Here is a 12,310-nt window from a genome sequence, read left to right as displayed (position 1 = left end):
GCAGCTGCGCTCCCTCGGCCAGGTGCAGCTCGACCCCGGGCGTCGCCCCGTCCTTCCGGCCCCGCCGCAGTGGGTCCGGCGTCTACCGCGACGGCGGCAGCGTGGTCGGCTGCCCGGGCACTCTCTTCCTATATCGTGCGCCGTTGCGGGGGCCGTAACGGCCGCGGCCGTGGTTGAGGAGCGAGCGGTGGGCACGTCGGCATCTACCGAAGCGGGGGTGCTGAAGCGGCACCTGGGCCTCTTCGACGCGGTGGTGATCGGACTCGGATCGATGATCGGCGCGGGCGTCTTCGCCGTGCTCGCGCCGGCAGCCGACGCGGCGGGGTCGGGGCTGCTGCCGGGCCTGGCGCTGGCCGCCGTGGTCGCGTACTGCAACGCCACCTCCTCCGCCCGTCTGGCCGGCTCGCTACCCGCAGTCCGGCGGCACTTACGTCTACGGCCGTGCGCGGCTCGGGGACTTCTGGGGCTACCTGGCCGGCTGGGGCTTCGTGGTCGGCAAGACCGCTTCCTGCGCGGCGATGGCCCTCACCGTCGGCTCGTACGTGTGGCCGGGCCAGGCCCACGCCGTGGCGGTCGCCGCGGTGGCGGCCCTGACCGCGGTGAACTACGTCGGTGTGCAGAAGTCCGCCTGGCTGACACGAGGGATCGTCGCGGTCGTCCTGGCGGTGCTCGCGGCCGTGGTCACCGCCTGCCTGACCGGCGGCACGGTGCGGGCCGCGCGGCTGGACATCGGTACGGACGCCACCTTCGGCGGGGTGCTCCAGGCGGCCGGGCTGCTCTTCTTCGCGTTCGCCGGGTACGCGCGCATCGCCACCCTCGGCGAGGAAGTCCGCGCCCCGAAGCGAACCATCCCCCGCGCCATTCCCCTCGCGCTCGGCATCACGCTGACCGTCTACGCGGCCGTCGCCGTCGCCGTGCTCGCGGTGCTCGCGCCCGTCCGGCTCTCCCACACCGCCGCCCCGCTCGCCGAGGCCGTACGCGCCGCCGGGGTTCCGGGCCTGGCGCCCGTGGTCCGGGTCGGGGCGGCCGTCGCCGCGACCGGGTCGCTGCTGGCGCTGATCCTCGGGGTCTCACGCACCACTTTGGCGATGGCCCGCGACCGGCACCTGCCCCATGCGCTGGCCGCCGTCCACCCCCGCTTCCAGGTGCCGCACCGCGCCGAACTCACGGTCGGCGCGGTCGTCGCGGTCCTAGCCGCCACCGCGGACGTGCGCGGTGCGATCGGCTTCTCCTCCTTCGGCGTGCTGGCCTACTACGCCATCGCCAACGCCTCCGCCTGGACGCTCACCCCCACCGAGGGCCGCCCCGCGCGGATCGTGCCGATCGTCGGCACCGCGGGCTGCCTGGTCCTGGCCTTCGCCCTGCCCGCGGCCTCCGTGCTGACCGGCGCGGCCGTGATCGCGGCCGGTGGCGCCGCCTACGGGTTACGCAAGGCGCTCGACTCCCGCACCTGACGGCTGTCCGGCTACGGCGGGGGCGGTTCGTCGGCGGGCAGGACCTCGCGGGCCACCTCCGCCAGCGCCGCCTTACCGGCCTCGGTGGACCCGGTAGACACGGCGGGTACGGCCGTCGACGCACCCGCTGCTCGGAGACCAGCAGGCCGTCCGACTCCAGCCGGTGCGGCATCGGATACCGCGTGCCGGAACCGCTCCTCGACGGGCGAACCTCGCCGGAACGCGGCACTGGCCCGTAGCCGGGCCGCAAACCAGCTCAGCGAACGGTGAAGTGCAGCAGGTCCTTCAGCCAGGGCAGCTCCAGCCAGGGATCCGGCTGGGCCATCGCCGAGAGCAGCACGATGACGAGCCCCAGCCCGCCGTAGATCACCATGTCGGTGAACCTGGAGCGGACGGCGAGCATCCCGACCGCCGGAACCGTCCGGCGCAGCACGCAGCCCGCGATCAGTGCCAGTCCGACGAGGATCGTGCCCGCCCGCACCTGCCCGAGGGCCACCACCAGCAGGCCGACGCCCGCCGCACCCCCCACGGTGAGCAGGGGCCACTGCCGGACCGGTGCGGGCGCGTCCCCGGCCGCGGCTCGACCGCCGCCCTCCGGTCGCGCGGTGTCCCGGGTGAGCGGGGCGAGCCGCTCCGCGGGTTCCGTGCGCACTTCCGCTCCTCGTCCTGCCGGCTCTTCGGTATCCGCCACCTCTGCCGCCTCTTTTTTCGATCCGTGGCCCGGCCCGTACTGTCCGTGGCCCGCCCGGTAGCCGCCACCCAGGGTGCCACGGGCTTCCCGTCCGGCTCGGGGCCGCCGCCTCAGCGCAGGCTGCCGGCCGCGGTCCGCTCGGCGGCCTCGACGACGTTCTGGAGCAGCAGCGCCCGGGTCATCGGGCCGACCCCGCCGGGGTTGGGTGAGATCCATCCCGCCACCTCGGCGACGTCCGGGTGCACATCTCCGATGATCTTGCCGTCCTCGTCCCGGCTCACGCCGACGTCGAGCACCGCCGCGCCCGGCTTCACGTCCTCCGGCCGCACGATGTGCGGGGAGCCTGCGGCGGACACCACGATGTCGGCCTGGCGCAGCATGGCGCCCAGGTCACGGGTGCCGGTGTGGCAGAGGGTGACGGTGGCGTTCTCCGAGCGGCGGGTGAGCAGTAGACCGATGGAGCGGCCGACGGTGATGCCCCGGCCGATGACCACCACATGCGCCCCCTCGGTCTCGACGCCGTGCCGGCGGAGCAGCGTGAGGATGCCGTTGGGGGTGCAGGGCAGTGCGGCTTCCTCGCCCAGCACCAGTTTGCCGAGGCTCATCGGGGCCAGCCCGTCCGCGTCCTTGGCCGGGTCGATGAGTTCCAGCACCCGGTTGGTGTCGATGCCCTTGGGCAGCGGCAGCTGGACGATGTAGCCGGTGCACGCCGGGTCCTCGTTGAACTCCCTGACGACCGCCTCGATCTCCTCCTGGCTGGCGGTCTCCGGCAGTTCCCGGCGGATCGAGGCGATCCCCACCTGCGCGCAGTCGCGGTGCTTGCCCGCCACGTACCACGTGCTGCCCGGGTCGTCGCCGACGAGCAGGGTCCCGAGGCCGGGCGTGACACCGCCGGCCTTCAGCTCCGCCACTCGGGCGGCGAGTTCGGACTTGATCGCGGCCGCGGTGGCCTTGCCATCGAGAATCTGGGCGCTCATGGCCCCATCTTCTCCGAAACCGAGGTCCGCGTTCCAATCAGTCCGCACCGTGGGCAGCCAGGTCCTCCCGCCGCCCTCGCCGCCGTGCGGCCGGGCGCCTCGGGCAGGGCGGGACGACAACGGATACGCCTGGCTCGCGCCCGACACCGCCCCCCGGCTGCCCCCGCCTTCCGCCCGCCGCGCCGAGCGGCCCCGGCGCTGGAGTGCGGGTGGCTGTGCGGGGCCGCACAGCCACCCGGTCCGTCCCCGGCCGAGCTCGGCCGGTCACCGGCCGCGGCGCGCGATCAGTGGTAGAAGTGCCGCGTCCCCGTCAGGTACATGGTCGCGCCGGCGCTCTTCGCCGCCTCGATCACCAACTCGTCCCGGACGGATCCGCCGGGCTGGACCACGGCTCGCACCCCGGCCTCCAGCAGCACCTCCAGACCGTCCGGGAACGGGAAGAAGGCGTCGGAGGCGGCATAGGAGCCCGTCGTGCGTTCGGCTCCGGCCCGCCGTACCGCGAGCCTGGCCGAGTCCACCCGGTTGACCTGCCCCATACCGACACCCACGGTGGCGCCGCCGTTGGCGAGCAGGATCGCGTTCGACTTCACCGCCCGGCAGGCCCGCCAGGCGAAGGCCAGCTCGGCGAGGGCTCCGGCGTCCAGCGCCTCGCCGCTGACCAGCTGCCAGCGGGCGGGGTCGTCCCCGGGGGCCTGCAGCAGGTCGCTCCGCTGGAGCAGCGCACCGCCGGAGACGAGCCGGAGGTCCCGGGTCCCGGCGCTGCTGCCGGCCACCCGCAACACCCGGATGTTCTTCTTCCGGGCCAGCACCTCCACCGCGCCGTCCTCGTAGTCCGGGGCCGCGATGACCTCGGTGAAGATCTCCGAGACCTGCTCGGCCATGGCCACCGAGACCGGGCGGTTGGCGGCGATCACCCCGCCGAAGGCGGAGAGCGGGTCGCAGGCGTGCGCCTTGCGGTGCGCCTCGGCGATGTCGGCGCCGATGGCGATGCCGCAGGGGTTGGCGTGCTTGATGATCGCCACACACGGTTCGCCGTGGTCGTACGCGGCCCGCCGGGCGGCCTCGGTGTCGATGTAGTTGTTGAAGGACATCGCCTTGCCGTGCAGCTGCTCGGCGTTGGCGATTCCGTCCCCGGTCCCGTCCGAGTAGAGGGCGGCGGCCTGGTGCGGGTTCTCCCCGTAGCGCAGCGTGTCCTTCAACCGCCAGGCGGCGCCGGTGAACTCGGGCATCCGCTGCTCGCCCCCGCCGCCGGCGCCCTCCTCAGCGGTCTCCGCCCCCGCCGGGGCGTAGGAGTCCGCGAACCAGGAGGCCACGGCCACGTCGTAGGCGGCGGTGTGCTGGAACGCCGCTGCCGCCAGCCGCTTGCGGTCGGCCAGGTCGAAGCCGCGGCCGCGCGCGGCGGCGAGCACGTCCGGGTACTGCTCGGGGCTGGTGACGACGGCCACCGAGGGGTGGTTCTTGGCGGCGGCACGGACCATCGACGGGCCGCCGATGTCGATCTGCTCCACGCACTCGTCGGCGGTGGCGCCGGAGGCCACGGTCTCCCGGAAGGGGTAGAGGTTCACGACGACCAGTTGGAACGGCTCCACGTCCAGTTCGGTGAGCTGCTTGCGGTGGCTGTCCAGCCGCAGGTCGGCGAGGATGCCGGCGTGCACCCGGGGGTGCAGGGTCTTGACCCGCCCGTCCAGGCACTCGGGGAAGCCGGTCAACTCCTCGACCTTGGTGACGGGTACGCCCGCGGCGGCGATCCTGGCCGCCGTCGAACCGGTGGAGACCAGTTCCACACCGGCCTCGTGCAGTCCGCTCGCCAGCTCCTCCAGCCCCGTCTTGTCGTAAACGCTGACCAGCGCGCGGCGGATGGGCCGCATGGTTCCTTCGGCGGTCGTCACGGGATCATTACCTTTCGTCCCTCAATGCGGTAGCCGTGGCGGGCCAGGCGCCCCACGACGTCCACGAGCAGCACTCGCTCGACTTCCTTGATCCGCTCATGGAGAGCGGCGCCCTGGTCCGCCCGGTCCTCCTCCCGGACCTCGACCACGCCCTGGGCGATGATCGGTCCGGTGTCGACCCCGTCGTCGACGAAGTGGACGGTGCACCCGGTGACCCGCACGCCGTAGGCGAGGGCGTCCCGCACCGCGTTGGCCCCGGGGAAGCTGGGCAGCAGCGCGGGATGGGTGTTGATGAACCTGCCGCCGAAGCGGGCGAGGAACTCCTTCCCCACGATCTTCATGAACCCGGCCGAGACCACGAGGTCCGGCTGGTGGGCGGCGACCGCCTCGGTCAGCGTCCGGTCCCACTCGCCGCGGCTCGGGTGCTCGCCGACCCGGCAGACGAAGGTCGGCACCCCGCTCCGCCGCGCCCGCTCCAGGCCGGCGATGCCGTCCCGGTCCGCGCCGACCGCCACCACCTCGAAGCCCTGCGGGCGGCCCCCGCTCTCCAGGACGGTGCCCTGGGCGTCGAGCAGCGCCTGAAGGTTCGTGCCGGAGCCGGAGACCAGGACGACGACCCGCGCCGGGCGTCCTCGTTCCGCGCTCCCCGGCAGCCGGCTGCCCTCGTGCTGCCGGTCGTGGGCTCCGGGGGCGTCGGTGGCGGGAGGGGACCCGGCGGAGGGGCGGGACGTCGACACGATGGGGCTCTTTCTCGTGCGGGCGGGAACCCTGCGGTCTGTGCGGTCGTACAAGCAAGGAGAGTCCTGATTCGGGCAGTCCTACGAAGCCGCCGACCGTCGGCAACGATACCGGCACACCAGTCGGCCCCCGCGGGACGGGGCCGCAGGCGGAAGGTAGCGTTCTGGGGCAGCAACCGTCCCCGCGCTCCCGGCCGAGCGGGCGTGGACGGCACGACGACCTAGGGGAAGACACACTCCAGATGCCGGACCGACGCCGCCGCGCGGCACTCCGCCACACGGCGCAGCTGAGCCCACTGCTGCGCGAGCGCCAATCGCCGTCCGACGCGTCCTCCGGGCCCGAGGGAGACGAGGGGAACCCCTTCGCCGCACCGCCCCCGGGCCGGCCGGACCAGGCCTGGCGGCCACGCGCCGGATCCGAAGGCCAGCGGCACGGCGGCGGATCGGGTGGCCCGGATGAACCCGACGGGCAGGGCGACGGGGACGGCCGGGGCGAGGAGCACGGTCCGGGCGGCGACGAGAACGGCCGGGGCGGCGATGAGCGGGGCGGTTGGAGCGGCCAGTGGAGCCGCCGCCAGCCCCGGCACGGCGGCGGTGGCTTCGGTCGGCCGGAGCGCCGCGACGGTGGACCGGGCGGCCCCGGGTCCGGCGGCCCCCGCTGGGACCCGACGGATCCCGTACAGCGGCGGGCCCGCTACTCGATGTTGGCCGGTCTCTGGGGCTTCTTCTTCGCGCTGTTCAGCCTGCCGCAGATCGCGCTGCTACTGGGCGCCCTGGCCGTGTACTGGGGTGTCAGCGCGCTGCGCGGGTCCCCCGCCTCCGCCAGGGATACGGGCGGCCCGGGCGACGCCTCGACCGGCGGCGAGCCCACCGACCAGCCCCCGACGGGGCCTTCCGGACCGCCCGCGGGCCGGCCCGTCGGGCCGCGGCCGCAGACCACACCGGCGATCAGCGGCCTGGTGACCGGTGGTATCGCGCTGCTGATCGTGGCGGCCACCTTCACCTTCCAGCTGGTCTACAAGGACTACTACACCTGCGTCGACGACTCCTTGACCCACGCCTCCCGGCAGGAGTGCAAGAACCTCCTGCCCAAGGATCTGCGTTCGCTGCTCGGCTCACAGGACTGACGGCCGCCGGGCGGTAGGGGTCGGTGCCGGGGAGGCGGCGACGGTCGGCGCGCCTCCCGGAGACCGGCCGCCGCGCCCCGCCGCCGGAGCGGGACGACCCGCCGGAACCAGCCAACGGAACAGCGCCGGGCCCGCACCGATTCGACCGTGAGTCGATATCCGTGCGGGCCCGGCGCTGTCGCTCCGCGCCCTGGTGCGGCGCGATGTGTCGGGGCGGCTGTCAGCCGGCGAGCGCGGCGCGCGCCAGGCGGGCCGTCTCGGACGGGGTCTTGCCGACCTTCACACCGGCGGCCTCCAGGGCCTCCTGCTTCGCCTGGGCGGTGCCGGAGGAACCGGAGACGATCGCACCGGCGTGGCCCATGGTCTTGCCCTCGGGGGCGGTGAAGCCGGCCACGTAACCGACGACCGGCTTGGTCACGTTGGCCTTGATGTAGTCGGCCGCCCGCTCCTCGGCGTCGCCGCCGATCTCACCGATCATGACGATCAGGTCGGTGTCGGGGTCGGCCTCGAAGGCCGCGAGGGCGTCGATGTGCGTGGTCCCGATGACCGGGTCGCCACCAATGCCGACGGCCGAGGAGAAGCCGAGGTCCCGCAGCTCGTACATCATCTGGTAGGTGAGAGTGCCGGACTTGGAGACCAGTCCGATCCGGCCGGCGGTGGTGATGTCGGCCGGGATGATGCCGGCGTTCGACTGGCCGGGGCTGATGAGGCCGGGGCAGTTGGGGCCGATGATCCGGGTCTTGTTGCCCTTGGCGCCCGCGTGCGCCCAGAAGGCGGCGGTGTCGTGCACCGCGATGCCCTCGGTGATGACGACGGCGAGGGAGATCTCCGCGTCGATCGCCTCGACGACCGCGCCCTTGGCGAACTTCGGCGGCACGAAGATGACGGTCACGTCGGCCCCGGTGGCCTCCATGGCCTCCTTGACCGAGCCGAAGACCGGTACTTCGCTGCCGTCGAAGTCGACGGTCGTGCCGGCCTTGCGCGGGTTCACGCCGCCGACGATGTTGGTGCCCGAGGCGAGCATCCGCTTGGTGTGCTTCTGGCCCTCAGAGCCGGTCATCCCCTGGACGATGACCTTGCTTTCCTTGGTGAGGAAGATAGCCATGGTGTTGTGGCCTGTTCCTTAGTGTCGTTTCGGAGATGCGCCGGAGTTGTCGTGTGAGGACGGCGTGCGCGTTACCGCGCGGCCAGCTCGGCGGCGCGCTCCGCGGCCCCGTCCATCGTGTCCACCTGCTGGACCAGCGGGTGGTTCGCGTCGGTCAGGATCCGGCGACCCAGCTCCGCGTTGTTGCCGTCGAGCCGCACGACGAGCGGCTTGTTGACGTCCTCACCCTTGGACTTGAGGAGCTCCAGGGCCTGGACGATGCCGTTGGCGACCGCGTCGCAGGCCGTGATGCCACCGAAGACGTTGACGAAGACGGACTTGACGTCCGGGTCGCCGAGGATGATCTCAAGGCCGTTGGCCATCACCTCGGCGGAGGCGCCGCCGCCGATGTCGAGGAAGTTGGCGGGCTTCACACCGCCGTGGCCCTCACCCGCGTACGCGACGACGTCCAGGGTGCTCATCACGAGCCCGGCGCCGTTGCCGATGATGCCGACCTCGCCGTCCAGCTTGACGTAGTTGAGGTCCTTCGCCTTGGCCGCCGCCTCCAGCGGGTCGGCCGCGGCCTTGTCCTCCAGCGCCTCGTGCTCGGGCTGCCGGAAGGCGGCGTTCTCGTCCAGGCTCACCTTGCCGTCCAGCGCGATGATCTTGCCGTCGCCGGTCTTGACGAGCGGGTTGACCTCGACGAGCAGCGCGTCCTCGGCGATGAAGACGGTCCACAGCTTCTGCAGGACGCTGACGACCTGGTCCGCGATCTCGCTGGGGAACTTCGCGGCAGTGACGATCTCGGTGGCCTTCTCCGGGGTGCAGCCCTCGATGGCGTCCACCGGGATCTTGGCGAGCGCCTCGGGGTTCTGCTCGGCGACGACCTCGATCTCCACGCCGCCCTCGACGGAGGCCATGGCGAGGAAGGTGCGGTTGGTGCGGTCCAGCAGGAAGGAGACGTAGTACTCCTCCTTGATGTCCGCGGTCTCGGCCAGCATCACCTTGTTGACGGTGTGGCCCTTGATGTCCATGCCCAGGATCTGGTCGGCCTTCGCGACCGCGTCGTCAGCGTCGGCGGCGAGCTTGACGCCACCGGCCTTACCGCGACCGCCGACCTTGACCTGCGCCTTGACGACGGCGCGGCCACCGAGACGCTCGGTCACCTCGCGTGCCGCCTCCGGCGTCTCGATGACTTCACCGGCCAGCACCGGTACACCGTGCTTGGCGAAGAGGTCCCTCGCCTGGTACTCGTACAGGTCCACGCGTGTCCGTCCTTCTGCTTGTCAATACCGGGTTCGTGGCGATCACGGTTCGTTGTCTGCGTGGGCGTGCCGCAACGGGCAGCGTGACGACCCGGGTCACAAGTCAGGCGCACACGGTGTCCGAGGCGCGGCATGTCCGTCTCGCAGGCTATCGCCGTCCGGCCGGTGGCCGTAAATCGCAGGTCACATGTGAGCGGTGATTACCATCACAGCCCACCTCAGTCCAGAGTTTTTCCTCATCCTTCCGCGCGGCTCCCCGGGAACGGCCACGAAGCCGACCGGGCGGTCCCCGGTTGGGGACCGCCCGGTCGGCGATCGACTCGATCCGTGGCCGGACCGGATGCGGTGTCCGGATCAGACCCGGCAGGCCGGATCGGACGGGGCCGTCAGACCGGCTGTGGTCAGTCGGATCAGACGTGCGAGGTGTAGCCGCCGAAGAGCGACTGCAGCGGGACGCTGACGGCGTCGGCCAGGTCGACCGGGGTGATGCTGGTCGGGACCAGGCCCTCGGCGGTGGGCAGCAGGGCGTCCGGGGCGAGGTCCTCCACCGCCGGCAGGGTGTCCACTGGCACGGTGTCCACCGGCGACTCGGGCAGCAGACCCTGCGCGGCCGCCACCGCCTCGGTCGGGGTCAGGTTCTGCGGGGCCAGACCCTGGGGAGCCAGACCCTGGGGAGCCAGACCCTGCGGGGCGAGGTGCGCGACCAGGCCGTGCGGGGAGACCGGCACCAGGCCCTGCGGAACGCTCGCGACCTCGGGGGCGATCAGACCCTGCGGGGCCAGACCCTGGGGAGCGAGCCCCTGAGGAGCCAGACCCTGCGGAGCCAGACCCTGCGGAGCCAGACCCTGCGGAGCCAGACCCTGGGGAGCCAGACCCTGGGCGGCGGGAGCGACGTCACCGAGCGCGCCCTGGGCGAAGGGGAGGACGCCCTCCACCGCGTCGACGTCGCCCGGAACGGCACCGTCGGTGAGCTGGCCGACGCGCTCCCGGGCGCTCTCGGTTGCCTCCCCGGCGGTCGGCGAGACCTCACCGGTCACGTAGTCCACGGTAGAGCGCACACCGTCGGCGGAGAGCGCCGGAGCACCGGCGCTCCCGAGGACACCGGTGGCGGTGCCGGTCAGCTGCTCGGGACGGACACCGGCGGCCACCAGGCTGGCCAGCAGGTTGCCCATGTCGGCCGGGGCGGCGGGCACACCCGGCACGCTCGACGCGGCGGCGGGCAGGTCGACCGGGGCGGCGCCGAGCAGGTCCGCGCCGGGCAGGTCGGCCGGCAGGTTGGAGCCGTTCTCGACCGGCAGGGAGGGCAGGTCGAGCTGCGGGGCGGGCAGGCCGTCGGTGGCCGGGAGTCCGTCGGTCGGCAGGCCCTCCAGCGGCGCGCCCGCCAGTCCGGTGGCCCGCTCGGTGGCCTCCTCGACGTCGACGGCGCCCAGGTCCGAGGAGTCCTCGACCGCTCCGCGCACACCGTCGAGGGTGCCGGTCACATCACCGAAGGTGCCGGCGGTCGGCGTGGTGTCGCCCACCGCTCCGTCCACAGCACCGTCCACCGCGCTGGTCACGGTGCCGTTGACCGCGTCGAGGGTGGAGTCGACGGTGTCCTTCGCGGCGCCGGTCACACCGTCGGCCGGCAGCGCGCTCTCGGCGGTGTTCTTGACGGTGTCCTTCGCGGTGCTGGTCGCACCGTCGACAGCGGGGAGGGTGGGGAGCTCGGCCGCGGAGGCGGCGGCGTTGCCCAGGGCCCAGATGCCGGTGGCGGCAGCGGCTACGACGATCGAACGACGGATGTTCTTGCGCATGATGGAGGAAGTCCTTCGAATTCAGGGGTGTGTTGGACTGGGCAGACCTGTTCCGCCCCCGCGCGAGCAGGTCGAACTGGCGGTGTGGCGGACTGCCCTAGCCCGGGAATTCGAGGATTTCGGTGGATCGGTCACGCGTCGGTGAAGCGCTCACCGCGCGGATGGCCCCGGCCTTCAGGCCGAAGAGCGGCTGGCCGGAGGGGAGCACGGCGTGGCTCTCGCCGCCGCGCGGCCCGTTGTTGCCGTCAGCGGAGTTGACGGAGGTGGCGGCGGAGTAGGGGCCCTCGGGGAGTTGCACCGGCTGGGGACCGGGCTGCTGCTCCTGTTCGGGATCGCCGTCCGGTTCGGCACGCTCGCTCTTCTGCGACGGCTGCTTCCGCTGACTGTCACTGCACTGGATCGGTGCGCGGGCCTGTTCGGCGGTGGGCGCCTCGACCATTCGCTGGTCGCGGTCGTCCGCCGCCTGTTCGCTCCCGCCCCGCTCGTCCTGTGAACCAGCGCCCTCTTCCGCCGAGTCGTCCTCGCCCCCGGCCTCTCCCCCGCCGGGCAGCGGCAGGACGCCACCGGTGTTCCCGTCGACGATCTCGGCTATCGGGCGGGTGACGGCTTCGCTCTGCCGGAGTATCGGCCTGACCACGCCTTCGACGGCGTCCGCGACCTCACCGCGCCCGGCGGGGGCGCTGAAGTCGTAGTCACCCTCGATGACCGGCTGTTCGCTCTGTTGGGGTGTCTTCTCGGCCGGGTTGAACAGCTCCTGGGCGCTGTCGGTGGCCGGTTCCGTACGTTGCGCGGCGTGCGCGCCGTCCGCGAGCAGGAGGGCCAGCCCGAGCAGTCCGCCGAGGAAGACGGCCACCAGCAGCGCTCGCCGCACGGCGACCGAGCGCGGCGAGCGCACGGTCGCGGGCATGGCGGTGAGGGCAGACAAGGGGGTGGCCTTCCGAAGCGAGGAGCGCGGTAGAGAGCACAGCACGCCCAGGGACTGCGGCGCGGTGTGTGCCGCCCCGGGTGCTGAGAGTGATCCTTGCACGACCGGTGGGGGTCCGTGCAACCCCTTCCCGGACCCTACTCACCAGTCATCTTCCCTGCTCAGCAAGGGAGTTGACCGTTTTAACCAGCTACCACCGGATCATCGCGGGTAGACCCGCCCGCTCCCCGACCCGACCGGCGCCGCGAGGACGTCCCGCCGGTCGACGACAGGCGCTGGACCACGCCACCACGGCCAAGCACCTCGCGTCACCAACGTGCGGAGCCGACGGCCCCCGCCCGTGTGGCGGAGCCGGAGGGGCGGGCGCC

General features: G+C 72.8%; 9 protein-coding genes and 1 pseudogene. 2 read left to right on the top strand and 8 right to left on the bottom strand.

Features of this window, described 5'->3' with window-relative positions:
* Window positions 1–187: 187 nt before the first annotated feature.
* Window positions 188–1,454 (top strand): annotated as a pseudogene (locus BGP73_RS13810) (APC family permease).
* Window positions 1,455–1,710: 256 nt separating this feature from the next.
* On the opposite strand, the gene BGP73_RS23970 reads toward BGP73_RS13810, so the two are convergent.
* The 4 genes from BGP73_RS23970 to purN all read right to left on the bottom strand — a co-directional run bounded on the left by BGP73_RS23970 (window position 1,711) and on the right by purN (window position 5,664).
* Window positions 1,711–2,106, bottom strand: a complete 396-nt coding sequence (locus tag BGP73_RS23970) for a DUF3017 domain-containing protein (RefSeq protein ID WP_069814628.1) — start codon at window positions 2,104–2,106, stop codon at window positions 1,711–1,713.
* A 149-nt stretch (window positions 2,107–2,255) separates the two neighbouring features.
* Window positions 2,256–3,122, bottom strand: coding sequence for a bifunctional methylenetetrahydrofolate dehydrogenase/methenyltetrahydrofolate cyclohydrolase (locus BGP73_RS13800; RefSeq protein WP_069814627.1), 867 nt, complete (start codon window positions 3,120–3,122; stop codon window positions 2,256–2,258).
* Window positions 3,123–3,406: 284 nt separating this feature from the next.
* Complete coding sequence (gene purH, locus BGP73_RS13795) at window positions 3,407–4,990, bottom strand: bifunctional phosphoribosylaminoimidazolecarboxamide formyltransferase/IMP cyclohydrolase (protein ID WP_069814807.1); 1,584 nt, start codon at window positions 4,988–4,990, stop codon at window positions 3,407–3,409.
* A gap of 17 nt (window positions 4,991–5,007) precedes the next feature.
* Window positions 5,008–5,664, bottom strand: coding sequence for a phosphoribosylglycinamide formyltransferase (gene purN, locus BGP73_RS13790; RefSeq protein ID WP_069814806.1), 657 nt, complete (start codon window positions 5,662–5,664; stop codon window positions 5,008–5,010).
* A 326-nt stretch (window positions 5,665–5,990) separates the two neighbouring features.
* Between purN and BGP73_RS13785 the strand changes: the two genes are divergently transcribed.
* A complete protein-coding gene (locus BGP73_RS13785) occupies window positions 5,991–6,875 on the top strand; it encodes a hypothetical protein (protein WP_069814626.1) in 885 nt (294 codons plus the stop codon).
* Window positions 6,876–7,095: 220 nt separating this feature from the next.
* Here the strand turns inward: BGP73_RS13785 and sucD are convergent, their stop codons facing one another.
* The 4 genes from sucD to BGP73_RS13765 all read right to left on the bottom strand — a co-directional run bounded on the left by sucD (window position 7,096) and on the right by BGP73_RS13765 (window position 11,924).
* A complete protein-coding gene (sucD, locus tag BGP73_RS13780) occupies window positions 7,096–7,980 on the bottom strand; it encodes a succinate--CoA ligase subunit alpha (RefSeq protein ID WP_069814625.1) in 885 nt (294 codons plus the stop codon).
* Between the two features lie 71 nt (window positions 7,981–8,051).
* A complete protein-coding gene (gene sucC / locus BGP73_RS13775; protein WP_069814624.1) occupies window positions 8,052–9,224 on the bottom strand; it encodes an ADP-forming succinate--CoA ligase subunit beta in 1,173 nt (390 codons plus the stop codon).
* A 410-nt stretch (window positions 9,225–9,634) separates the two neighbouring features.
* Window positions 9,635–11,017, bottom strand: coding sequence for a hypothetical protein (locus BGP73_RS13770; protein ID WP_069814623.1), 1,383 nt, complete (start codon window positions 11,015–11,017; stop codon window positions 9,635–9,637).
* 97 nt (window positions 11,018–11,114) lie between these two features.
* The gene (locus BGP73_RS13765; RefSeq protein ID WP_069814622.1) at window positions 11,115–11,924 is read right to left on the bottom strand and encodes a hypothetical protein; all 810 of its coding nucleotides are present in this window, start codon (window positions 11,922–11,924) and stop codon (window positions 11,115–11,117) included.
* Window positions 11,925–12,310 lie beyond the last annotated feature (386 nt).

Origin of the sequence: Streptomyces sp. TP-A0874 (genome assembly GCF_001748085.1) — a bacterium.
GTDB lineage: Bacteria > Actinomycetota > Actinomycetes > Streptomycetales > Streptomycetaceae > Streptomyces.
Note: the sequence above shows the minus strand (reverse complement) of the source record. Positions and strands in the feature narration are given on the sequence as shown.

What these genes read in the sequence shown, in the direction of transcription:
- BGP73_RS13800 (WP_069814627.1), bottom strand. Translation starts at nt 3,122, where the DNA reads ATGAGCGCCCAGATTCTCGATGGCAAGGCCACCGCGGCCGCGATCAAG.
- purH (WP_069814807.1), bottom strand. Translation starts at nt 4,990, where the DNA reads ATGCGGCCCATCCGCCGCGCGCTGGTCAGCGTTTACGACAAGACGGGG.
- BGP73_RS13785 (WP_069814626.1), top strand. Translation starts at nt 5,991, where the DNA reads ATGCCGGACCGACGCCGCCGCGCGGCACTCCGCCACACGGCGCAGCTG.
- sucD (WP_069814625.1), bottom strand. Translation starts at nt 7,980, where the DNA reads ATGGCTATCTTCCTCACCAAGGAAAGCAAGGTCATCGTCCAGGGGATG.
- BGP73_RS13770 (WP_069814623.1), bottom strand. Translation starts at nt 11,017, where the DNA reads ATGCGCAAGAACATCCGTCGTTCGATCGTCGTAGCCGCTGCCGCCACC.
- BGP73_RS13765 (WP_069814622.1), bottom strand. Translation starts at nt 11,924, where the DNA reads ATGCCCGCGACCGTGCGCTCGCCGCGCTCGGTCGCCGTGCGGCGAGCG.